Annotated in this window: 20 protein-coding genes; 11 read left to right on the top strand and 9 right to left on the bottom strand. The window is 70.3% G+C overall.

The window, feature by feature from the left end:
* The first annotated feature begins 31 nt into the window (after nt 1-31).
* Entirely contained in the window at nt 32-1,291 is a 1,260-nt protein-coding gene (locus BN1186_RS01960) for an isochorismate synthase (RefSeq protein WP_040282079.1), read from the top strand.
* 50 nt (nt 1,292-1,341) lie between these two features.
* On the opposite strand, the gene BN1186_RS01965 is transcribed toward BN1186_RS01960, so the two are convergent.
* Together BN1186_RS01965 and BN1186_RS01970 are read right to left on the bottom strand one after the other, a co-directional pair.
* Entirely contained in the window at nt 1,342-2,973 is a 1,632-nt protein-coding gene (locus tag BN1186_RS01965) for a DUF6297 family protein (protein WP_040282080.1), read from the bottom strand.
* 3 nt (nt 2,974-2,976) lie between these two features.
* Entirely contained in the window at nt 2,977-3,621 is a 645-nt protein-coding gene (locus BN1186_RS01970) for an ABC transporter ATP-binding protein (RefSeq protein WP_139650758.1), read from the bottom strand.
* 73 nt (nt 3,622-3,694) lie between these two features.
* On the opposite strand from BN1186_RS01970, the gene BN1186_RS01975 reads away from it, so the two are divergent.
* Together BN1186_RS01975 and BN1186_RS01980 are read left to right on the top strand one after the other, a co-directional pair.
* Nucleotides 3,695-4,399, top strand: a complete 705-nt coding sequence (locus BN1186_RS01975; RefSeq protein WP_040282082.1) for a demethylmenaquinone methyltransferase — start codon at nt 3,695-3,697, stop codon at nt 4,397-4,399.
* Nucleotides 4,399-6,090: a TM0106 family RecB-like putative nuclease gene (locus BN1186_RS01980; RefSeq protein WP_040282084.1), complete on the top strand. Its 1,692-nt coding sequence runs from the start codon at nt 4,399-4,401 to the stop codon at nt 6,088-6,090. The genes BN1186_RS01975 and BN1186_RS01980 overlap by 1 nt, the downstream gene beginning before the upstream one ends.
* A gap of 100 nt (nt 6,091-6,190) precedes the next feature.
* Here BN1186_RS01980 and menD read toward each other — a convergent pair whose 3' ends face one another.
* Genes menD through BN1186_RS02000 form a run of 4 tightly spaced genes read right to left on the bottom strand, consistent with a single transcriptional unit; the run spans nt 6,191 to nt 10,477 of the window.
* Complete coding sequence (gene menD / locus BN1186_RS01985; RefSeq protein WP_052459664.1) at nt 6,191-7,729, bottom strand: 2-succinyl-5-enolpyruvyl-6-hydroxy-3-cyclohexene-1-carboxylic-acid synthase; 1,539 nt, start codon at nt 7,727-7,729, stop codon at nt 6,191-6,193.
* Nucleotides 7,726-8,652, bottom strand: coding sequence for an o-succinylbenzoate synthase (locus BN1186_RS01990; RefSeq protein ID WP_040282086.1), 927 nt, complete (start codon nt 8,650-8,652; stop codon nt 7,726-7,728). Before BN1186_RS01990 ends, menD begins: the two co-directional genes overlap by 4 nt.
* The gene (locus BN1186_RS01995; protein WP_040282088.1) at nt 8,649-9,527 is read right to left on the bottom strand and encodes a 1,4-dihydroxy-2-naphthoate polyprenyltransferase; all 879 of its coding nucleotides are present in this window, start codon (nt 9,525-9,527) and stop codon (nt 8,649-8,651) included. The genes BN1186_RS01990 and BN1186_RS01995 overlap by 4 nt, the downstream gene beginning before the upstream one ends.
* Complete coding sequence (locus BN1186_RS02000; RefSeq protein ID WP_040282090.1) at nt 9,524-10,477, bottom strand: AMP-binding protein; 954 nt, start codon at nt 10,475-10,477, stop codon at nt 9,524-9,526. Before BN1186_RS02000 ends, BN1186_RS01995 begins: the two co-directional genes overlap by 4 nt.
* A 46-nt stretch (nt 10,478-10,523) precedes the next feature.
* Here BN1186_RS02000 and BN1186_RS02005 point away from each other — a divergent pair, with 46 nt between their 5' ends.
* From BN1186_RS02005 to BN1186_RS02020, 4 genes are read left to right on the top strand one after another with little or no spacing between them, the layout of a single operon-like run.
* A complete protein-coding gene (locus tag BN1186_RS02005) occupies nt 10,524-10,772 on the top strand; it encodes a PLD nuclease N-terminal domain-containing protein (RefSeq protein ID WP_040282092.1) in 249 nt (82 codons plus the stop codon).
* Between the two features lie 55 nt (nt 10,773-10,827).
* Nucleotides 10,828-11,448, top strand: coding sequence for a dihydroxyacetone kinase subunit DhaL (dhaL, locus tag BN1186_RS02010; protein WP_040282094.1), 621 nt, complete (start codon nt 10,828-10,830; stop codon nt 11,446-11,448).
* 42 nt (nt 11,449-11,490) lie between these two features.
* Complete coding sequence (locus BN1186_RS02015) at nt 11,491-12,309, top strand: nucleotidyltransferase family protein (protein WP_040282096.1); 819 nt, start codon at nt 11,491-11,493, stop codon at nt 12,307-12,309.
* Nucleotides 12,306-13,493, top strand: coding sequence for a GHMP family kinase ATP-binding protein (locus tag BN1186_RS02020; protein WP_040282098.1), 1,188 nt, complete (start codon nt 12,306-12,308; stop codon nt 13,491-13,493). The genes BN1186_RS02015 and BN1186_RS02020 overlap by 4 nt, the downstream gene beginning before the upstream one ends.
* A gap of 100 nt (nt 13,494-13,593) precedes the next feature.
* Here the strand turns inward: BN1186_RS02020 and BN1186_RS02025 are convergent, their stop codons facing one another.
* Nucleotides 13,594-14,508 (bottom strand): cation diffusion facilitator family transporter, encoded by a 915-nt coding sequence (locus BN1186_RS02025; RefSeq protein ID WP_040282100.1) that lies wholly within the window; start codon nt 14,506-14,508, stop codon nt 13,594-13,596.
* A gap of 47 nt (nt 14,509-14,555) precedes the next feature.
* Nucleotides 14,556-15,497, bottom strand: coding sequence for an NAD(P)-dependent oxidoreductase (locus BN1186_RS02030; protein WP_040282102.1), 942 nt, complete (start codon nt 15,495-15,497; stop codon nt 14,556-14,558).
* Nucleotides 15,498-15,561: 64 nt separating this feature from the next.
* Between BN1186_RS02030 and BN1186_RS02035 the strand changes: the two genes are divergently transcribed.
* The 4 genes from BN1186_RS02035 (at nt 15,562) to BN1186_RS02050 (ending at nt 21,647) form a co-directional block, all read left to right on the top strand.
* The gene (locus tag BN1186_RS02035) at nt 15,562-18,660 is read left to right on the top strand and encodes a glycine--tRNA ligase (RefSeq protein WP_246043225.1); all 3,099 of its coding nucleotides are present in this window, start codon (nt 15,562-15,564) and stop codon (nt 18,658-18,660) included.
* A gap of 95 nt (nt 18,661-18,755) precedes the next feature.
* The gene (locus BN1186_RS02040) at nt 18,756-20,261 is read left to right on the top strand and encodes a patatin-like phospholipase family protein (protein WP_052459665.1); all 1,506 of its coding nucleotides are present in this window, start codon (nt 18,756-18,758) and stop codon (nt 20,259-20,261) included.
* Nucleotides 20,262-20,295: 34 nt separating this feature from the next.
* Nucleotides 20,296-21,120: an LppM family (lipo)protein gene (locus BN1186_RS15350; RefSeq protein WP_180348999.1), complete on the top strand. Its 825-nt coding sequence runs from the start codon at nt 20,296-20,298 to the stop codon at nt 21,118-21,120.
* A 128-nt stretch (nt 21,121-21,248) separates the two neighbouring features.
* Entirely contained in the window at nt 21,249-21,647 is a 399-nt protein-coding gene (locus BN1186_RS02050) for an ArsR/SmtB family transcription factor (RefSeq protein WP_052459667.1), read from the top strand.
* Nucleotides 21,648-21,681: 34 nt separating this feature from the next.
* Here the strand turns inward: BN1186_RS02050 and BN1186_RS02055 are convergent, their stop codons facing one another.
* Complete coding sequence (locus BN1186_RS02055; RefSeq protein ID WP_040282104.1) at nt 21,682-22,623, bottom strand: cation diffusion facilitator family transporter; 942 nt, start codon at nt 22,621-22,623, stop codon at nt 21,682-21,684.
* Between the last annotated feature and the right edge of the window lie 48 nt (nt 22,624-22,671).

The following is a 22,671-nucleotide window of genomic DNA, read 5'->3' on the forward strand; positions in this document are numbered from 1 at the left end:
GCGCGAGGGCGCCACGGCTATCCTCGGCAAGGTGATTCTGGACTTCGGGAACGCGAGGACGCGTGCGACGACGGTCGCTATCGACGACCCCGGACCCCTCGAGCGGTTCTTACCGGAGTCAGGCGCCAGCGCCGCATTCCTGCGCCGTGGCGAGGGTTTCGTCGCGCTGGGCGAGGTGGCCCGCTTCGAAACCGACCGCCTCGAGGCGGCCGACGTGTGGTGGGACGAGATCTCCGCGCAGATCGACCACGACTCCGAGATGCTCGATGAGTTCGGCACCGGGCCCATCGCCGTGGGCAGCTTCACTTTCGACCCCGATCGCTCCGAAGAGCGCTCGGTGCTGTCCGTGCCCGAGGTGGTCATCGGCCGCCGCGGAGGCCTCACCTGGATGACCAAGCTGGGCGACGCCCACAGCAGCGCCGCGCTCCCCTCCCCCGGCGAGCCGACACGGGGGCCGAAGGCCATCGCCACCACCGACGGCTCGATGGCCGATGACGTGTGGACCGACATCGTCGCCGAGGCCGTCGGCCTCATCAGGCAGGGCGAGGTGCACAAGGTGGTGCTGGCCCGGGACCTCATAGCCCGCGCCGATGATCCCCTCGACCTGCGCCACATCCTGATGCGCCTCATGGAGTCCTATCCCATGACGTGGACCTACCTGGTCGACGGCATGATCGGCGCAACCCCGGAACTGCTGGTCCGCCGCCAGGGCGGGCTGGTCACCTCCCGCGTGCTGGCCGGCACCGTCTGGAGCGACGAGGACACCGCCGATCCACTGCGTCTGGCCACGCAGCTGGCCCGCTCGCAGAAGGACATCTCGGAGCACGAGTTCGCCGTCGATTCCGTCGCCCAGGCCCTGGCCCCCTACTGCCAGGCGATGAACGTGCCCGAGGCGCCGTCGGTGCTGAAGCTGCCCAACGTGATGCACCTGGCCACCGACATCACCGGAGTGGTCGACGGCGCGGCGAGCGCGTTGACTCTGGCCGCGTCGCTGCACCCCAGCGCCGCGGTGTGCGGCACGCCCACGCACCTGGCGCTGGACATCATCGCCGAGTTGGAGTCACTGGACCGGGGACGTTACGCCGGCCCCGTCGGCTGGGTGGACAAGGACGGCGACGGCGAATGGGCGATCGCCCTGCGCGGCGGCCACGTCCGGCCCGAGAACCCGCACGAGATCCAGCTGTTCGCCGGCGCCGGGATCGTCGCCGATTCCTCGCCCGAATCCGAGTTGGCCGAGACCGGGGCGAAGTTCGTCCCGATGCTCCAGGCCCTCGGCCTCAACGGCCCCTGAGCGCGGAGGCCAAGGCCACAAACACGCTGCGGGCGGGCTCAACCAGCGGGTCAGCGGTTGCGTTGGACCTTGATCTTCTGCTTCGGGGGCAGCTCGCCGGCACGGCGACGCTTCTCCTCCTCCAACGCCTTCTTCTGCAGTTCCTGCTGCTCCATGAGCTGCTCGCGGTCGAGGCCGCTGCGCAGGATCATGAAGGCGATCAGGCCGATGACCAGGGAGATCCACACGGGCCAGCCCAGAACGATGGGCAGGGTGACCAGGGCCACCATGTCGATGCCGCGCAGCAGCGAGAACATCAGGCCGGGGGGCATGGCGCCCAGGCCAGTGGCGACGATGGGGCCGGAGTAGTCCGGCGGGCGGGCCGAGACCCAGCGCACCGCGCCGAGGAAGCCGGCGGCGCCGGTGACGACGGCGGCTGAGGCCGCGTCGAACGGTTCTGCGGCGATGCCGCCGCCCACACCCATGAAGGCGGGAAGCGCGGCGATGGCCCACAGCAGCGCGAGGATGCCGGGGACCACCATGGCGGCCTGCTTGACCTTGCCCGGGTCGAACGGGAAGCAGCGTTGGAGGCCCTTGGTGCGGGTCAGCACGCGCAGGGAGTTCATGAACGGAACCAGCGCGGCGACGAGCACCAGGGCGGAGATGGGCGGGTTGAGCTGTGCCAGGCCCAGGGCCTGCACGGCATAGGGCACCACGACGGTGGCGGCCAGCGTCAGTAGCGGCAGCGGCTGGCGCCAGAGGCGTTGCACGTCGCGCATCACCAGGGCGTTCATGCCGGAGCCGGAGCCGCGGGTGGGCTTCACGTGGCCGCGCTCGCGGGCCTTGGCCTCGATGAGGATGTCGCGGATGAGGGCGAACTCGAGCGCGAAGGCGGCACCTTGGAGGCCGCTGAGCAGCGAGCCACCGGCGGTGAGGCGGTTGCGGCGCACGCCGCGGAGGCGGCGGTGGGCGATGAATCCCGCCACCAGCATCAGCAGCAGGCCGGCGCCGGCGACGATGAACGCGAGTTCGACGGCCAGCAGTTGGGCCTCACCGAGGTCGATCCAGCCGGCGGCGCCGATGACGAGCAGCACCATGGTGGCGATGGCGACCGCGCCGATGACCCACTGCACGAGGGTGACGATCCAGCGGCGGTCCAGACCCTGCTCGGCGGCGGCGAAGGCCAACAACCCGGCGGCGCCGAAGCCGCCGGCCAGCGCCCAGATACCCACCTCGTGCAGGGGCGATCCGGTCAGCGCAGCGACAAGGGCGCCGAGCAGGGCCCCCAGCACAAGGGCGAGGCCGATGGCGGCGACCAGTCGGCCGGCCAGCAGCCGCCGTCGGTCTGTGGGGCCGTCCATCAGCCAGAAGCCCTCCGCTGCGGAGGCGACGACGGGGCCGAACATGCGCGACAGGATCAGGGTGGAGGCCAGGATGCCAGCCACGGAGGCCCAGGGCAGGAGGCCGCGGGCGGCGAGGCAGCCGGCGGTGTCGCACACGGCGACGACCTGCTGGGCCCGCACGATGGAGGAGATCACCATGGCGCCGATGAGCACGATGCTGAAGACCATGACGTAGCCGTCGGACAGCGCCTGCATGAGGCTGCGGTCTGCGCGGCCGCGGCGCCAGTCCTTCATCAGCAGCTTGAGCTGCTTCTCGTCGACGACGCCGATCTCGCCGAAGCGTTCCCCGGTGACCGACATGGCTCAGACCCCCAGCCGGATGGAGCGGGCTCCGATGGCTTCGAGGAGGGCGGGTTCGTGGCTGGCCAGCACGATGGCCAACCCGCCGGCGAGGTCCGCCTTGAGGCGTTCGCCCAGCCAGGCGACGCCTTCCACGTCGAGGCGCTGCTCCGGCTCGTCGAGGACGAGGAGTTCGCGGGGGCGGACGAAGGCGGTGGCCAGGGCGAGGCGGCGGCGCTGGCCCGAGGACAGGGTGGAGGGCAACTGGCCGGCCTGCGGCACGAGCTGGACCTCTTCGAGCACCTCGTCGACGAGCTCGTCGGGCTCAAGGAGGCCGTGGGCCCGGGCGAGGAGGTCGAGGTGTTCCACGACCGAGAGGTCCGGGAAGAAGTCGAGGTCGTCTATGACGGTGGCGACGGTGCGGCGGATGTCCGGGTTGGTTTCGGAGACCTTGACGCCCCGCACGGTCACGGTGCCCTCGTCCGGCCTGTCGGCGCCGACGAGGCAGCGCAGCACGGTGGACTTGCCCGCGCCGTTGCGCCCGGTGAGCGCCACAGCCTCCCCTGCGTGCACCTTCATGGAGAAGTTCTCCACGATGGTCACGGGGCCGTAGCCCTTCTTGAGGTTGTCCACCTGGAGCACTACATCTTTCTTAGCCACGCCCGCCATTGTCCACCATCGCGGAAGCGGGGGCGAACCGGCGCCCGCGGCAACTGTCGGGGCTCGGCGCTAGGGTGAAGCAATGCACAGTGAGACGGGCCGTCGCGCCACCCTCGACAAGCGCCGGGGCGATGTCGCCGCCATGTTCGACGGCGTGGCCAAACGCTATGACCTGTTCAACGATGTGTTGAGCATGGGCCAGGTCCGCAGGTGGCGCCGCGCCACCGTCGAGGCCATCGATCCGCAGCCCGGCCAGCGCATCCTCGACCTGGCCGCCGGCACCGGCACGTCGTCGGCGGTGCTCGCCGCCCGCGGCGCCTACGTGGTGCCCTCAGACATCTCGCTGGGGATGTTGGCGCAGGGTCGCGTGCAGCAGCCCGGGCTGGATTTCGTGGCGGGAGATGCGCTCGCGCTGCCGTTCCAGGACGAGACGTTCGACGCGGTGACCATCTCCTACGGCCTGCGCAACGTGGAGCGCACGCTCGATGCCATCGCGGAGATGTACCGGGTGACCAAGCCGGGCGGGCGCGTGGTGATCGCCGAGTTCTCCACCCCCACCAACCCGCTGTTCCGTCACATCTACACCGATTACCTGGTGGCCGCGCTCCCCCGCATCGCGAAGCTGTCCAGCAACCCGGTGGCCTACGGCTACCTGGCCGAGTCCATCCTCGCCTGGCCGGATCAGCGCGGCCTGGCGGAGCTGATGATGGAGGCCGGATGGCAGGGCGTCGAGTGGCAGGACCACGCCGGGGGCATCGTCGCGCTGCACCGGGGCTGGAAGCGCTGATGAGCGGCTTCGTGCTGGACGCCTACGCCGCGCGCAGTTGCCCGGTCAAGACGTTCCACACCTTCGATCCCACGGTCACGCAGCCGGATCGGCCGCACGACGAGTCGCTGCGCGAGCAGTTCCAGGGCGGTTCGGATTTCCGCGACGCGGTGTTGGCGAAGCTCGCCCAGACCGACGGCGTGGTGGACCTGCGCGGCATGCACGCAGACGGCGCCTCGCCCGAGGAGCGGCTCAGGGCCGCGCTGGAGGCGATGGGCGCGGGAGCGACCCTCATCCTGGGCGGGCTGCTGCCGATGGACCTCGACGGGCATCGCAGCGGACGCCCGGATGCGCTGGTGCGCGGCACGGACACCGAGGCCGGCACCCCCGGCTACTGGCCGCTGAAGGTCAAGCCCTACCGGGTGCGCGAGAAGCAACTGCGCAGCACCCAACTCCAGACGTCCACGCTGCAGCAGGTGGGCACGCTGGAGGAGTTGCCGGATCTACGGTTCCGCGTTTACCGCGAGGGCGCGCTGCTGGAGCTGGCCCACCACTGGCGGTTGTTGGAGTCCTGCGGGTTCGCGTCGTCGGAGCCGCTGGTGGCCGTCGTCGGCGACGACAGGCAGGCAGATGCGGAGCCGTCGGCCACGTGGGTCAACCTCACCACCAAGTTCATCCGCACCTACTCGAAGACGGCCGGGCACAAGCAGCGCTCGCCGCTGGAGCGCTACGACCACGAGCACGGCTTCCGCGTCTACGTGGCCGAGCATGCGCGGGAGCGCACCGGGCACGACGACCCCTCCCCCGTGGTGCGCCCCATCCGCGTCAAGGAGTGCGAGTCCTGCGCCTGGTGGCAGGTGTGCCGCCCGCAGATGGACGACGACGACCTGTCGCTGCGCATCTCCAAGGCTCCCCTGGACGTGCGCGAGTTGCAGACGCTACTGGGGCTGGGGATCCGCACGGTCGCGGAGCTGGCCGAGGCGGATATCGACGCGATCCTGCCGCAGTACCTCCCCCTCACGCAGCACCGGGACCGCTCGGAGCACCGGCTGCGCCAGGCGGCCCGCCGGGCCCGCATGCTGGCCAAGGGTGTCGAGCTGGAGCGGGTCAGCGTCGAGCCCATCGGGGTGCCGCGCGCCCCCGTCGAGGTGGACCTCGACATCGAGACCGCGGACGACGGCTCGGTCTACCTGTGGGGCGTGCTGATCACGGATGACGAGGGATCGCGCTTCGAGCACTTCAGCCGCTTCGAGCCGTTGACGCCGGAATCCGAGGCCGAACTGGCCGCCGAGTTCGCGCAGTGGCTGATCGGCATGGTGCGGGAGCACCCGGGCCTGCAGGTATTCCACTACAGCGACTACGAGACGGTGCATCTGCGCCGGATCGCGGAGCGCAGCGACAACCCCGCCCTACTGGCCGCCGTCGAGCTGGTCCGGGACCACTTCACGGACCTGTTCGGCTTCGTGCGCGACAACTTCGTCGGCGTCGACGGGTTAGGGCTCAAGGTGGTCGCCACCCGCGGGGCCGGCTTCAGTTGGCGCGACGAGGAGCCCGGCGGCCTGGCCTCGCAGACGTGGTTCAGCGAGGCGGTGCACGGTGGGACCGACGAGGTGCGCGGCTGCGCCCGCCAGCGGGTGCTCGACTACAACGAGGATGACGTACGCGCCACCCTTGCGGTGCGCAACTGGCTCACCGCGCAGGATGTCACCTGAGCTCGTTGCGCCACGGGTGTGGTCTCGAGTCCGCCTGTCAGGGCGGGCCAAGCTGGGTGTGGGTGACCACGGCACGCTCAGGGACCAGCCAACGGCACGCTCAGAGACCGGGGCGGGTGACGGTGGCGACGATGAAGTCGGCGTCGCTGCGCAGGGCGTCGCCCAGGTCCTCGGCGGTCGCCACGCGAACCGCGCGCCAGCCCATCGCCGCGGCGACAGCGACGAGGTCCAGGCCCTGCGGGGTGCCGAAGACCCGCTCAAAGCTGTCCGCGTAATCGGGCGCGCCCTGTTCCAGGGTGTGGAAGATCGACCCGCCGTCGTCGTCGGCCACCACGACGCGCAGCCCGGGCCACGGTTCAAGCGTGGGCCGCACCAGGGCGCCGAGGTCGTGCTGCACGGTGAGGTCCCCGATGAGCACGGTGGTGGGGCGGGCGTCGGCCAGGGCGATGCCGGTGGCGGTGGCGATGGTGCCGTCGATCCCCGCGACGCCGCGGTTGGCGAACAGGCGCGGGGAGTCGTCGGCCACGGGTAGCGCGTCTGCGACGCGGATGATGGAACTGGAGCCGAGCACCAGGTCGTGCCCACCGTCGAGGGAGCCGAGCACCGCCTGCGCCACGTGGCGCTGCGTGAAGCCCTCCCCCACGGTGGCGGCATCGGCGGCGCGCCACCGCGCGAGCCACGCCTCGTCCTGTTCCGGCACCTCCACCGCGTCCGCCACGACGACGGCGCGGTGCCCGGGGTCCGGCCAGGCAGCGGTGGGGCTGACGATGATCAACTCGACGTCAGGCCGGCTGAGCAGGGCGGTCACCGGACGCGACAGCGTGGGGTGACCGAAGACGACCACCCGCTCGATCTCCGCGCCGAGCGTGCCGAGGAGATCCCGGTACCCGGCGATGGCGCAGCCGCCGCCTCGCGCGTTGGAGGTGGGCTCTGCCACCAGCGGCGCGCCCGCCGCCTCGGCGACCCTGCGGGCTTCGGCACCCATCTCGGGCGGCGCGTCGCCGGCGAGCACGACGGTGCGCAGCGGCCGCTCCGCCCGATGGGCGACGCCTGGCTGGCTCGGGCTGACGAGCAGGGGCCATTCGGCGGGCGCGGGCAGCTCGCCCACCAGGGGTGCGGCGAACTCCGCGTTGAGCTGGACGGGGCCGGGCTGGCGGGTGCGGTGACCCGCGGCGAGCACGACGGCTCGGTGCACGCCGGCGGCCCAGGCCGCGGCGTCGCCGGATTCGGACGACAGCCGGATGACGCCCAGTGCGGACGGGCCCAGGGCGCCCAACTGATCGGCGGTCTGGCTGGCGCCCGTGCCTACGAAGTGCGCGGGGCGGTCCGCGGTGACGAACACCAGCGGAATGCCGGAGTTGCGGGCCTCCATCGCGGCGGGTGCGAGGTTGGCCACGGCGGTGCCGGAGGTGGTGATGACCGCGACGGGCCGTTGCCCGGCCTTCGCGAGGCCGAGTGCGGTGAACGCGGCGACCCGTTCGTCGACCCGGACGTGCAGCCGCAGCACGCCCGCCCGGTCCGCACGGTCAGCTGCCAGCGCCAGCGCGGCGCTGCGGGAACCGGGGGCGAGCACGACGTCGCGGGTTCCCATGCTGATCAGCGCGTCGATGATGGTGCTGCCCAGGTGGATGCTGCTCATTGCGCCCTCTCCCATCGCTCCAGCCAGAATCTGGTGAGCTCCGGGCCCGCCGCATACTCCTCCAGCAGCGCGGGCTCCACCGTAACGGGGCGCACCGGCAGCATGCCGTCGACAGGGAAGAATGGATCCGCGGTGACGTCGCCGGCCAGCAGCCGCGCCGTCTCCAGCCCGCAAGCGAAGGGCAACTGCGGCAGCGCGGCGGCCAGTGCCACCCCTGCACGCAGACCCACGGACGTCTCGACGGCGCTGGAGACCACCACCGGCATGCCGAGCTCCTCGGCCAGGCGGAGGCAGGCGCGGACCCCGCCGAGGGGCTGCACCTTCAGCACGGCGACATCGGCGGCGCCGTCCTGTTTAACCAGGAACGGGTCGGCCGCGCGGCGGATGGACTCGTCGGCGGCGATGGGGGTGCCGAGGTCCATGGCCCGCAGCGCGGCGAGCTCGTCGACGGTGGCGCAGGGCTGCTCCGCGTACTCGAGCCCGTACTGCTCAAGTTCCCGCAGCGCGTCGGCCGCTGCGTCGAGGCTCCAACCGCCGTTGGCGTCCACGCGGAGGCTCGCGCCGGGGACGGCATCGCGCACGGCGGCGACCCGGGCGATGTCGTCGTCGAGCGACTCCCCCTTCGCCGCGACCTTGATCTTCAGCGTGCCGCAACCGGAGGCGACCGCGCGCTCCGCTGCCTCCGCCGGTGGCAGGCCCGGCACGATGCCGTTGACCGGCACCTCGCCGCGCACCGGTTCCGGGTAGCCGACTTCCGCCATCTCGACGGCGGCGCGGAGCCAGGCGGTCGCCTCGGCGTCGTCGTACTCGGGGAACGGGCTCCACTCCCCCCAGCCGGCGGGACCCTCGAAGAGGATGCCGCTGCGCCGCGTGATGCCGCGGAAGACGACGGTCAGGGGGATGTCGTAGACGTGCAGCTTCATGCCAGGTAGATCCCGACGAGGAGGCCCAGGCCGATGCCGATCTCGGCGAACCCGGTGGACTGGATCACCGGGATCAGGCCGCGTCCGTTGGCGCCGCCAAGCACACGGCGCAGCGGCTCGATCAGCAGGCCGATGGCCAGCAGCGCCACCAGCGCCCACCAACTGGTCAGCGCCGCGAAGCCGATGACCGCGGCCACCGTGAGCACGGCCAGCGCCAGGTAGAAGAGGCGGGTGTTGCGGTCCCCCAGGCGCACGGGCAGCGTCATCTTGCCGGTGAGCCGGTCCGTGGGGATGTCGCGCAGGTTGTTGGCCACCAGGATGCCGCTGGCGAGTGCCCCGACGGCGGCGCCGGCGAGCCAGGCGTGCAGCGGCGCCGCGTCGGCGATGACGTAGGTGGTGCCCACAGTGGCGACCAACCCGAAGAACACGAAGACCATCACCTCGCCCAGGCCGAGGTAGCCGTAGGGCCGCTTGCCGCCGGTGTAGAACCAGGCCGCCACGATGCACAGCGCGCCGAGAATGAGGAGCCACCAGTGGCCGCTCAGCGCCACGATCGCCAGGCCGGCGACGGCGGCCACGCCGAAGGACAGGAACGCGGCCCGCTTGACGGCTCCCGGCGAGGCGAGCCCGGAGGCGGTGAGCCGGGTGGGGCCCACGCGGTCGTCGTCGGTGCCGCGCACGCCGTCGGAGTAGTCGTTGGCGTAGTTGACGCCCACCTGCAGTGCCAGCGCCACCACCATGCACAGCGCCGCGATGCCCCAGTGGTAGCGGCCCAGCGCGGCAGCCGAGGCGGCTCCGGCGAGGATGGGGGCGACGGCTGCGGGGAGGGTGCGGGGGCGCGCGCCGGCCACCCAGATGGAGAGGGAGTCGTTCATGATTGAACCAACTGTAGAAGAGATTTCCGGTCCGGCTTGCCACCGCCGGTGCGGGGCAACCGCGCCACGGTGACCAGCTGCCGCGGCAGCCCTGCCGCCGGCAGCACCTCGCGGAGCCTGTCGCGCCACTCCTGCAGCGTGCCCCCGGGCGCGAACAGCACGACACGCGCACCCCACTCCGGATCCTCGACGGCCAGCACCTCGGCCTCCTGCTCGACGGCGAGCACGGCCCGGCGGACCTCCGCGAGATCCACGTTGACGCCCCCGCTGATCACCACGTCGTCGATCCGCCCGTCGATCACCAGCCGCTCCCCCTCCCAATGCGCCCGGTCGTTGGTGACGATATGGCCAGTGGGCCCGTCGAGCTGCACGCGGCCGTGCTCCCCCAGCGTCACTTCGACGCCCGGCAGCGGCACGCCGTCCCACACGACGCCGCCGCAGGTCTCGCTCATGCCGTAGGTCTCGATCACGCGGATCCCGGCGCCCTCGGCGCGCGTCCGCATTTCGGGGCGCAGTGCGGCCCCGCCCACGAGCACGGCGTCGAAGCGGGCCAGGGTCGCCGTCGTCGAGGGCGCCTCCAGCGCCCGGTACAACTGCGTGGCGACGATCGAGACGCAGTTGCGCCCAGGGGCGGGTTCGAGATCGGTGAGATCCGAGGATGCGGTGCGCACCCCGTCGCCCAGATGGCCGCGGACCAGCACCATCAGCCCGGCCACGTACTGGGGCGCGAGCGTGAGGTGCCAGGTGGCGGTGAACCCGAGCCGCTCGGTGGCGGCTCGCGCGGCGGCGGCGAGCGCGTCGCGGTGCAGCACCACCAGCTTGGCGTCCCCGGTGGAACCGGAGGTGGCGACGACAGCGCAGCCCTCCGGCGCGGCGCCCTCGCCGGGCGCGAGCCACAGGCCCGGGCCGCCGTCGAGGAGGGTGGCGACCGACCCGATGAGCTCGTGCATCCGGCCACCTTATCGGCGCGCCCGGGGCGCCGGGTAGACTCAGGCCATGCCTAGGGTTCTGCTGATCATCGCCGTGGTGATGCTCACCGTGTACTGCGTGGTCGAGGTGGCTCAGTCTCGCGGCTACAAGGTGCGCGCCATGCCGCGCTGGCTCTGGGCCTTTGCCGTCATCGTGCTGCCCGTCGTGGGCCCTGTCGCGTGGCTCACCCTGGGCCGGCCGGTGAAGAACCAGCCGCAGGTGCGCGGCTACCGCGCCCCTGATGACGATGAGGATTTCCTGCGCGGCCTGCGTTGAGCGTTCACCTGGGATGCGTACAATCACCGCCGATCGTCTGAGTTGAGGAGGACCCGTGCCGGATGGCGTGAAGGTGGTGGCCCAGTGGCTGCTCGATTGTTCGCGTGAGTTTGCTGCCCGTACCGATGAGCTCGATGAGCTCGACAAGGAGTTGGGCGACGGCGACCACGGAACGAACATGCGGCGCGGCTTCGCGGCCGCCGAGACCCTCGACCTCAATCAGAACACCCGCGCAGCCGATGCGCTGCGCCACGTGGGCATGGCCCTGGTGCAGAACGTGGGCGGCGCCTCCGGGCCACTGTTCGGCACGTTCTTCCTCCGCGCCGGCGCCGCGTGGGATCCGTCGTTGACCACCGCCGGTATCGCACGGGCGGTCCGCGCGGGCGTCGACGGTGTCATCGCCCGCGGCAAGGCGCAGGCCGGGGACAAGACGATGGTCGACGCGCTGCTGCCGGCCGCCGAATCGTTGGAGGCATCCCCCGCGGCGGGTGAGGACATGACCTCCGCCCTCGCCAGGGCGGCTGATGCCGCGGAGGCGGGGCGCGACGCCACCGTCGACATGGTGGCCCGCAGGGGGCGTGCCGCGCTGAAGGCGGACCGTTCCGTGGGCATCATCGACCCGGGAGCCGTGTCCATGGCGTTGATTCTGCGCACCGCCGTTCGCCACATCGGCTGACCCGCTCGCACCTCACCCGCTGAGGGGAATAGGGTGGGTGACATGAGCTACGAGGCACCTCACAAGGCAGTCATTCTGGCCCGCGGGCTGGGTACCCGCATGCGCAAGGAAGCTGAGGGCGTGGACCTCAGCGAAGAACAGTCCAAGGCCGCAGACGCCGGCGTCAAGGCGATGATCTCCGTCGGCCGGCCGTTCCTGGATCACGTGATGACGGCGCTGGCTGATGCCGGCTTCACCGACGTGTGTCTGGTCATCGGCCCCGAGCACGACATGATCCGCGACTACTACGACAACATCGACAAGCAGCGCGTCACCGTCTCCTACGCCATCCAGGAGGAGCCCCTCGGCACCGCCAACGCCGTCCTGGCCGCGGAGGAGTTCGCCGGCGACGAGCGCATCCTGGTGATCAACTCGGACAACTACTACCCCGCCGAGGCTCTTGAACTGCTCAAGGACGTCCCCGGCTCCGCGCTGGTGGGCTTCACCCGCGACGGCATGCTGAACAAGTCGAACATCGCCCCGGAGCGGATCGCCGCCTTCGCGCTGGCCACGGCAGACGAGGAGGGCAACCTCAAGGAACTCGTCGAGAAGCCGGACCAGGAGACCATCGACCGCCTCGGCGACGACGCGGTCATCTCCATGAACTGCTGGCTGTGCACGCCCGCGATCTTCGACGCCGCCAAGGCCATCCCGAAGTCCGCCCGCGGCGAGTACGAGATCACCGACGCGGTGCGCTACGCCATCGACCACGGCGACCCGTACGCGGTGGTCAAGGCCGACGTCGGCGTGCTGGACCTCAGCAACCGCAAGGACATCGAGTCCGTCGTCGCAGCCCTGGGTGACAGCGAGGCCCGCCTGTGAGGTGGTTCGTCCCCGGCCGCCTCGAGGTGCTCGGCAAACACACCGATTACGCCGGCGGCCGGTCACTGCTGGCTGCCGTGGACCGCGGCATCACCATCACCTTGGAGGACGCCGACGAGGGCATCTACGCCTCCACGACGGCGGTGGAGGGTGAACTGCATCTCACCCCGGGCACCCCGTCGGGCCTCCCGAAGGGCCACTGGGGCAACTACGTGCAGGCTACCATCGACAGGCTGCACCTCAACTTCGGTGAGCTGAAGCCCGCCCGCCTGATCATCGACTCCAACCTGCCGCTGGCCTCGGGCATGAGTTCGTCGTCGGCGCTGGTGGTGGCGGTGGCGCTGTCGATCATCGACCACAACGACATCCGCGAGCGCGAAGAGTGGAAGGCCAACGTCCACGACGACATCGACCTGGCCGGCTACATGGCCACGATGGAGAACGGTCTCACGTTCGGCACGCTTGAGGGCCTGCGCGGCGTGGGCACGTTCGGCGGCTCGGAGGATCACACGGCGATGCTGTGCTGCCACGAGGGCAAGCTGACCGAGTTCACGTTCTGCCCCATCGAGGAGGGCGAGTCCGTCGACCTGCCCGCCGAGTGGTCGTTCGTGGTGGCCGTCTCCGGCGTGCTGGCGGAGAAGACCGGCGCGGCGCTCGAGTCGTACAACAACGCCTCGCTGCGGGCCCGCGAACTCGCGGAGCGCTGGAACGACGCCACCGGCCGTGAGGACGCCGTCCTGGCAGATGCGCTGGCCTCGGATGCCGATGCGTTGGAGGGGCTCCGCTCGATCGCAGCCTCCGATGAGGCGCTCACCAAGCGCCTGACGGCGTTCGTCACCGAATCCGAGGTCGCCATTCCGCAGGCCGTCAAGGGGCTCAAGGCGGGCGACTTCGAGGCCTTCGGTAAGGCGGCGGACCTGTCGCAGCGCAACGCCGACGAGCAGTTGGGCAACCAGATCCCGGAGACCAACCGCCTCCAGGCCCTGGCCCGCGAGCTCGGCGCCACCGCCTCGGCCGGTTTCGGCGCAGGCTTCGGCGGCTCCGTCTGGGCGCTGGTCAGGACCAGCGAGGCTGAGGCGTTCGCCGAGAAGTGGCTCAGCGCCTACGTGGGCGAGTTCCCCGACGTCGCCGAGACAGCCTCGACGATCGTCACCCGCCCCGGCGGCCCCGCCCGCCGCCTCTGACCGCGCTGGTTGAGCCGGTCGCCCCCGAGGAACGAGGGGCGCGACCGTGTCGAAACCCCCGCAGCCGATCTGGCACCTCAACCCCACTCTGAGGGACCGCTCAGATGAGGTTCTCGTCCTCGTAGCTGCGGGGGTCCTCGATGGGCTCGAGGTGTCCCAGCACGAGGAGGTCCGGGAACTCCTCCCTGATCTCTTCGACCAGGTCCTCCAACGCGTCGTGGCCCTCCTGCACGGACCAGGCGCCGGGCACCAGCAGGTGGAAGTCCATGAAGGCCCGGGCGCCGGAGACGCGGGTGCGGAACGCATGGAACGCCATCTCGTCGCCCGCCGTCGCCGCCGCCAGAATCTCCCGCAGCCGGTCGTTGGTCTCCTTCGGCAGCGACTCGTCCATCAGCCCTGAGGTCGACTCCATCACCAGCCGCCAGCCGGTCCACAGAATGTTGAGGCCCACGCCGATGGCGATGACCGGGTCCAGCCAGTTCCAGCCGGTCAACGCCACGAGGACGACGCCGACGATGACGCCCGCCGTCGTGATGAGGTCGGTGTAGAGGTGCTTGGCGTCGGCGCGCAGTGTGATGGAGTTGTGCTGCTTTCCCGCGCGCATCAGCACGAATGCCACGGCACCGTTGACCGCGGCGGCCACGGCGGAGATGGCCAGGCCCAGGCCCACCTGCTCGATGGGTTGCGGGTCGAGCAGGCGGCGGATCGCGAAGACGAGGATGGCCGCGGCCGCGACGAAGATCATGATCCCCTCCACCGCGGAGGAGAAGTACTCGGCCTTGGAGTGGCCGAAGTGGTGGTTCTTGTCCGCCGGGCGCGCGGCGACCCTCAGTACGTACAACGCCACGCCGGCGGCCACGAGGTTGACCACCGATTCCGCCGCGTCGGACAGCAGACCCACCGAGCCGGTGACCCACCACGCACCCGCCTTGAGGGCGATGGTGACGAGCGCGGCGGCGATCGACAGCCACGCGAACTTCGTCAGGTCAACACGCTGAGCAGGGGCGGAGGTCACTGGTCAATCGTGGCCCCACGAGGCGGGCGGCGCAACCAGTGGCAGGCTCAGCGAAGCACGTTGCGTAGCTGATCTCCGGCTGCGAGCGCCTTCAACTGCCCGCCCAGGAACTCGGTGGCGCCCTGCGGCCGGTCGCTGGCCACGTGCGGGGTGATCAGCACATTCGGCTCGCCCCACAGCGGCGACGACTCCGGCAGCGGCTCGGTGGCGGTCACGTCCAGCGCCGCCGCGGCCAGGTGCCCCGAGCGCAGCGACTCCAACAGCGCCTCCTCGTCGACGGTGGTGCCGCGGCCGACATTGACCAGCAGGGCGCCATCCTTGAGTTGCGCCAGCCGCTCAGCGTTGAGCGACTTCGCCGTCGCGTCCCCGCTGGGCAGGATCATGATCAGCAGATCTGTCTCGGCCAGCACCTCGGGCAGTTGCTCGTCGGTGACCACCGGGTAGCCGTGCCGCTCCCCGGCGCTGCGGGCGACCCCGGTGACCGCCGCCCCCAAGGACGACAGCAGCGGCGCCAGCGTCGAGCCGATGGAGCCGAAGCCCCAGATGGTGACCTTCGCGCCCCTGAGCGTGACGATGCGCCCGTCGTCGCCCCGTTCCGAGACGGCGCCGCCCAGGTGGTGGTCCCACGTCCGTTCCTGTTGGTTGGCCAGCGCCAACGGGAGGAACCGCACCAGCGCGAGGCTCAGCGCCAACGCGTGCTCGGCCACAGTGACGTCGTGCAGGCCGACGCCGCTGGCGATGGTCACGCCGTCTGCGAAACCGGCGGCGACGACGTTGTCCGGCCCGGCGGCCAGCCCCTGCACCAACTTCAGCCGGCCCATCCGACGCGCCGCGTCCTCGAATACCGCCGTGGGCTGCTGCCACGCGACCAGCACCTCGGCGTCGAGGTGTTCCTCGGGCACCGGCTGGTCGTGGGGGACGACGACGACGTCCACGCCGTCGAAGCTGGGCTCGCTACCTGGATACGTGCTGGGGATGACAACCTTCATGGCATCCAGACTAGGCCGTGTCTCCCTATCCAGCGGGAGCGGATAACATGACGTGGTGCTGACCATGCAAGATGCCCTCCGCCGCCTGTCCGACTACTGGACCTCGAAGGGTTGCCTCACGTGGCAACCGTTCAACACCGAGGTCGGTGCCGGCACGATGAACCCGGCCACCGTGCTGCGCGTGCTCGGGCCCGAGCCGTGGGACGTGGCCTATGTGGAGCCGTCGGTGCGCCCGGACGATTCGCGCTACGGCGAGAACCCCAACCGTCTGCAGATGCACACCCAGTTCCAGGTGATCCTGAAGCCGGAGCCCGGAGACCCGCAGGAGCTGTACCTCGGCTCCCTTGAGGCCCTCGGCATCGACCTCTCCGCCCACGACGTGCGATTCGTCGAGGACAACTGGCAGCAGCCGGCCATCGGTGCCTGGGGCCTCGGCTGGGAGGTGTGGCTCGACGGCATGGAGATCACGCAGTTCACCTACTTCCAGCAGGTGGGCGGCCAGAACCTCGACCCCATCCCCGTGGAGCTCACCTACGGCGTGGAGCGCATCCTGATGGCGCAGCAGGGCGTGACGCACTTCAAGGACATCGTCTACTCCATCGCCGCTGACGGCAGGCCCGTCACGTACGGCGAGGCCTTCGGCCAGCAGGAGTACGAGATGAGCCGCTACTACCTTGACGACGCCGATGTCGACGCCAACCGTCGCCTGTACGAGACCTACGTCTCGGAGGCCACCCGCATGGTGGAGGCCCGCCTCCCCGTGCCCGCGCACGGCTACATCCTCAAGTCCAGCCACGCGTTCAACGTGATGGACGCCCGCGGCGCGATCTCCACCACGGAGCGCGCCAAGGCGTTCGCGACCATGCGCCGCCTGATGCGCGACACCGCCGCCCTGTGGATCGAGCGCCGCGAGGAACTCGGCTTCCCCCTCATGCGCGAAGACTCGCCGGCTGAAGATGGGACGCTGGTTGAGCCGCGCCCAGCGACGGAGTCGCCGGCGCGTGTCGAAACCCCTGAAGCCTCCCGACCGAGTCCACTCTCCGACGAGCCGCAGACGCTCGCCTTCGAGATCGGCGTCGAGGAACTGCCCCCGCACGTCGTGCCGCAGACCGTCGTCGCGGTGCGCATGGCGCTGACGGAGAAGCTGGCCGCCAGCCGCCTCACCCACGGCGAGATCACCGTTGACGGCACGCCCCGCCGCATCGTCGCGGTGGTCGACGGCGTCGCCGCCCGCGAGCCCGACGCCGAGCAACTGCGCAAGGGCCCCAAGTGGTCCGCCGCCTTCGACGCCGACGGCAACCCCACCAAGGCGCTCGAGGGCTTCATGCGCGGCCAGAAGGCCGACGCCAGCCAGATCGTGCGCGCCGAGATCGGCGGCAACGAGCACGCCGCCGTCCGCGTCAATGTCGCCGGCCGCGACGTGCTCACCGTCGCCGGCGAGGCCATCGCCTCGATCGTCGTCGGGCTGCGCGCCGAGAAGAACATGCGCTGGAACGACGCAGACCTGTCGTTCTCGCGCGCCATCCGCTGGCTGGTGGCGCTGTGGGGCACCGAAGTGGTGCCGGTGACCGTCTCCGGCCTCACCGCGGGCCGCACCACCTACCTGCAGCGCCCCGTCAAGGGCGAGGAGGACGGCAAGCGTTCAGACGGCGCCCTCGTCGGCCACGTCGAGGTTGCCTCCGCCGGTGAACTGCTGACCACCATCGAGGCCGGGCACGTCCAGCTCAGCACCGAGGCCCGCCGCGCCTCCGTCGTCGAGCAGGCGAACACCCTCGCCCGCGGCGTGGACGGCTCCATCGACGTGGAGGCCGAGGCCGCCGTCATCGACGAGATCACCAACCTCGTGGAGGACCCCCACGGCGTGCTGGGCAACTTCGACGCCCGCTACCTGGAACTCCCCGAGCAGATCCTAACCGCCGTCATGCGCAAGCACCAGCGCTACCTGCCCGTCTACCGCGACGGGAAGCTCGCCCCGCACTTCGTCACGATGGCCAACGGCCTGTGCGACGACGACGTGGTGCGCGCCGGCAACGAATCGGTCATCCGCGCCCGCTACGAGGATGCGCTGTTCTTCTGGAACGCAGATCTCGAGGCCGAGGGCGGGGTGGAGGCCTTCGTTCCGGGCCTCGACAAGCTGACGTTCGAGGATCGCCTCGGCTCGGTGGGCATGCGTGCGCGCCGCATCGCGGACGTGGCCGGCAAGCTGGCAGCCCGCCTCGGCATCGACGGCGCGGATCGCGAGACGCTCGCCCGCGCAGGGCAGCTCGCCAAGTTCGACCTGGCCACCCAGATGGTGGTCGAGATGAGCTCCCTGGCCGGCTTCATCGCCCGTGAGTACGCCGTACGCAAGGGCGAGAGCCAGTCCGTGGCGGATGCGTTGTTCGAGATGGAGCAGCCGCACACCTCCGCCGATGCGGTGCCCGCCTCCGTGCCGGGCGCGCTGCTGGCGCTGGGCGACCGCTTCGATCTGCTGGCCGCCATGTTCGCGCTGGGCGCCAAGCCCACCGGCTCGTCGGACCCGTTCGGCCTGCGCCGCGCGGCGCTGGGCGTGGTGCGCATCCTGCGCGAGTCCGCCGGCACCCCGCTGGAGCGCCTGACCGTGCGCGCCGGGCTCGAGGACGCCGTCGCGCGTCTGGCTGAGCAGGGCGTCGACGTGGCCGAGGACGCCGTCGATTCCGCGCTGGAGTTCACCATCGGTCGCTTCGCACAGTTGCTGCGCGACGAGGGCACGCCGGCCGCCCTGGTCCAGGCGATCCTGCCTGCCGCCGACGCCCCCGGCCGCGCCGCGCGCCTCCTCTCGGAGCTCAGCGCGGCCTCGGACAGCCAGGAACTCCGTGATCTGGTGGCCACCAACGTGCGCATCGCCCGCATCCTCCCCGAGGGGGTCGAGGCGTGCTACGACGCGTCGAAGGTGAGCGAGCCCGCCGAGGTCGCGTTGAGGGAGGCTCTGGAGGCTGTGCCCGCGGACACGCCCGCGCAGCCCGTCGGCGAGGTGCTGACCCGCACCGCGCCGGTCGCGGCGGCTGCCGCCACGTTCTTCGACGACATCCTCGTCAACGCGGAGGACCAAGCTGTGCGTGCCGCCCGCCAGGGCCTGCTCGCCTCCGTGCTGGCCCTGTCGCCCGAGGGCATCGACTGGAAGGCCCTCGACATCGCGTTGTGATCGCCGGTTGAGCACGCTGGTTGATCCGCCCACGCCTGAGGAACCAGGGCCGTGGTCGTGTCGAAACCTCCCATGCGTCCAAGTAGGCTGTACCCATGGCTGGTAAGGGTTGGTTCGGGCTGGACTTCTTCGCGAAGGACCCCCAGCCGAAAGTGGTCAGTTGCACGCTCTCAGGTGGCGGGTCGCGGGCCAGCTTCCAGTTGGGGGCCCTCGACTACCTCTACCGGCACGACGACCAGTTCACCCCGACGATCTTCGTGGGCACCTCAGCCGGCTCCATCATCGCGGGGACACTGGCTCAGGGCGGCAGTAATGACGAGCAGTACACCTATCTCCGCAGGCTGAGGTCGATCTGGGAGGGCATGCGCAGTTCGGACGACATGTTCACCCCGCGACCCTGGTACGCCACGTTGGAACAGCAGGGCCCCACCCTCATGGAGCTGATGAAGCCCGTGAAACCGGAGCCGCAGAGGCCGCGCCAGCCGCTGCTCCAGTTGCCGCAACTGCCGCAGTTGCCGTTCCGCCGCCAACAGCAGGAGCCCACCAGGCACGAGCAACTCCACGGGTCGGAGCCCAACCCGCTGGAGTTGGCGCTGCAACCGGATGAGGAGATCCGCTCGGAGTGGTCCCTGGCCTCGATCGGCGCCATGGCCTCCGCGCTGGGCAAGGTGAGGCTGGGCGACCTCAACGCGGCTGCCATGGGCGCGGAGCGCTCACGCTCGATGTACCGCCCCGGCCCGGTGCTCGCCCAGTTGCTCGACGACGAGATGTTCGTGCCGGAGCGGGTCGCCGCCTCGGGCATGACCCTGCGCGTGGCGATGGTCAGCCTCGAGACCGGCGAACTGCGCTACATGACGGAGACCGGGCAGCTGGTGGGGCGTTGGAACGAACACTTCGACGATCACCCGCGCAACCTCGCGCTCGGCATCCTGGCCTCCTGCTCGATCCCCGCCGTCTTCCGCCCGGTGCCGATCGGCGGGGAGACCTACGTCGACGGTGGGGCCAGGGAGAACCTGCCCGCCGAGTTGGCGATCGGCCACCTGGGCGCGGCCCGCAACTACGTGGTCAGCTCGCAGGGGCTGGGGGTGCAGCACCGCGCCTCGATGGCGGAGGCTGACCTGTTCGCCATCGTGATGCGCTCCACCGAGATCCTCATCGACGAGGCCGGCCGCGACGAGCTCGCCTACGCGCATTCCACCGACGCCACGGTCATCCATCCGGAGTTGAGCGTCCATGACGCCATGTCGGTGCACCCCGGGCTGATCGACATCAACGCCGCCTACGGCTGGCTCCGCGCCGCCGAGGAACACCTGGAGCTGGGGCCCGACGCCGAGGCGCGGCACCGTCGCATCATCGAGTTGCGGATGCGGATCGTCCAACTCGAGGAGCAGTATCTGGCGCTCGAGGAGCCCACCCGCCGCGACGTGCAACGGCTGCGCAGCGCGAAGGTGCAGCTCCGCGACACAGTTCGTTCCGCCCACGGCATCCCGCTGCCAGACGGCGCGGACGAGTGGTGGCGACAGTGGGAGAGGCATCCAGATCCGGTGGTGATCGACCCGCCTTGGCTGGACCACCCCGAGCCTTCCGTTGCCGAAACGTAGCTACTTTGTCGGCCGCTCGCGGTACGGTCATTCCATGAGACAGTTCACCCGCCGCGTGATCACGCTCCTCGCCATCCCTCTCTTGCTGCTGATGACCTCCTGCATCCGCATGACAGCCGATTATGAGATCGTCAGCGATGAGGAGATCCACTTGGCCGCAGACATCGGCATGAGGAACTCCGCTGCCAAGGAGATGGGCAGCGAGATGCCGGATTTCTGTGACCAGGACGGGTTCGATGTCGACGAGGGCGGGAAGGCTGAGCCGTACGCCGATGAGGGCGACGACGGGTACACCGGCTGCCGCATCAGCGGCACCGCCTCGCTGGCGGACATGAACGAGGGCGGCACCTCGATCACGTTCGTCGACGACGTGTGGACCTTCCACATGGAAGGTCAGGAGTCCGGCGGCCAGGAACTCAGCGCTGACATGTTCTCGGATTTCCGGATCAGCGTCACGTTCCCGGGCAAGGTCCTCACACACAACGGCTCCTCCACCCTCGAAGGCACCACGGTGACCTGGACCAACCCGTCAGACCTGTTCACCGCAGAAGGCTTGAAGGCCACCGCGGAGAACTCCGGCGGCAACCTGCTGTGGCTGTGGATCACCCTCGGCGTGCTGGGCCTGGCCGCGATCGGCGCGGTGATCTTCCTCGTCACGCGGAAGAAGAAGGGGCCCGAGGCCAACCCGTACCCCCAGGGCCAGCCGTACCAGCAGCAGGGGCAGCAGCACCCGCCGCAGGGCCAGCCCTATGGCCAGCAGACGCCCCCTCCGGGCCCACCCACGCCGCCGCCTCCGCCCAGCGGTCCCCCGTCGGGGCCGCCCGTGGGTCCGCCCGCCGGCCCGCCCCCGCAGAGCTGACCGAAGCGGGCACGGCCTGGAAGAAGCTCGAGGTCGAACATCATCCCAACCTCAGCGATCACCTTGCTGGACGCGCACAGGTGGACGAGAGTTCGACCATGCTCAACTGCAGGGGATAACATCGATGTATGGCGATGAAGACGAACAGGGCGCGGTCTGCGGCCGGCGGTGAGGTCGAGGCCATCACCCCGGCGGCCTCGTTGTTCCACAGCTTCAGCGATCCGTCCCGGCTGGTCATCTTGCACCATCTTCAGCTCGGCGAGCACCGGGTGGTTGATCTGACTGCACACCTGGGGCTGTCGCAGAGCACCGTGTCCAAGCATTTGGCATGTCTGCGCGAGACGGGCATGGTGACCGTGCGCTCGGAGGGGCGTGCCTCGGTCTACTCTCTCGCACATCCCGAAGCGCTGGTCGGCCTGCTGTCGGCGGCGGAGCGGGTGCTCGCACTGACAGGCGACGCGGTGACGTTGTGTCCGGTGCACGGCACGGCCGCCATCTCGCGGGCGAGCCAGGAGGCTCACGGGTAGGACGACTACCGTACCGAAGCCCCTGACGCGGCATTCAGGGATGCAGAGCGCCGGCGGCCTCGTGTTCGCTGTGGCGTTCGGTCTCCAACTGGATGGTGGTGTGATGGATCGCGACGTCGAAGTGTTCGGCGACGCAACGGCGCGCGTGCGCCAAGATCTCGACGGCATGCCCGTCGGTGAAACAAGAGTCGTCGAGCACTACGTGCGCTGACAGGGTGGGCAGTCCGGTGGCCACCGTGGAGGCGTGCAGGTCGTGCACGTCCTGCACGTGGTCCATCGAGAGCAGATGGCGGCGTACCTCATCGAGGTCGAGGCCACGCGGGGTGAACTCCATCAGCACACTCGTCGTCTCGCGGATGAGCAGCGCGGCTCGCGGGACGATCATCAGGGCGATGGCGATCGCGGCGAGAGTGTCGGCGCGCTGGTAGCCGGTGGTCATCATGAGGATCGCCGAGACGATCACGGCCAGAGTGCCGAGGGCGTCCATGAGTACCTCGAGGAAGGCCGCCTTCATGTTGAGGTTCGCGCCCCGGTTGGAGGCGAGCACCATCATCGCCGCGAAGTTCAGGATCAGCCCCAGGATGCCGAACACGAGTAGCTCAGACGCGGCGACCTCGGGCGGGTTCGCCCACCGCTCGATGCCCTCCATCAGCGCATAGCCGCTCGCCCCGACGAGCAGCACCGCCTGACCGAGCGCGGCGAGTACTTCGATCCGGCGGAATCCCCAGGTGTGTCTGGTGCTCGAAGGCCGGATCATCAGGGTCGCGGCCACTAGCGCCACCAGCAGCCCGGCCGAGTCGGTGAGCGAGTGCACCATGTCCACCAGCAGCGCCAGACTCCCCGTCACCCAGGCGCCGACGCCCTGCGCTACGACGATGGCGAAGACCAGAGCGAACGCCACGGCCAACCTGCGCCGGGAGTCCGGCGCCTGGGCCACTTCCTCCGGACTCGGTCCGTGATCATGTCCAGCACCCATCGAGACCCCTCACACTCGTGCACCATTCGCAGGCGGAACACCCATACG

It is taken from the genome of Tessaracoccus massiliensis (assembly GCF_000826065.2).
GTDB lineage: Bacteria > Actinomycetota > Actinomycetes > Propionibacteriales > Propionibacteriaceae > Arachnia > Arachnia massiliensis_A.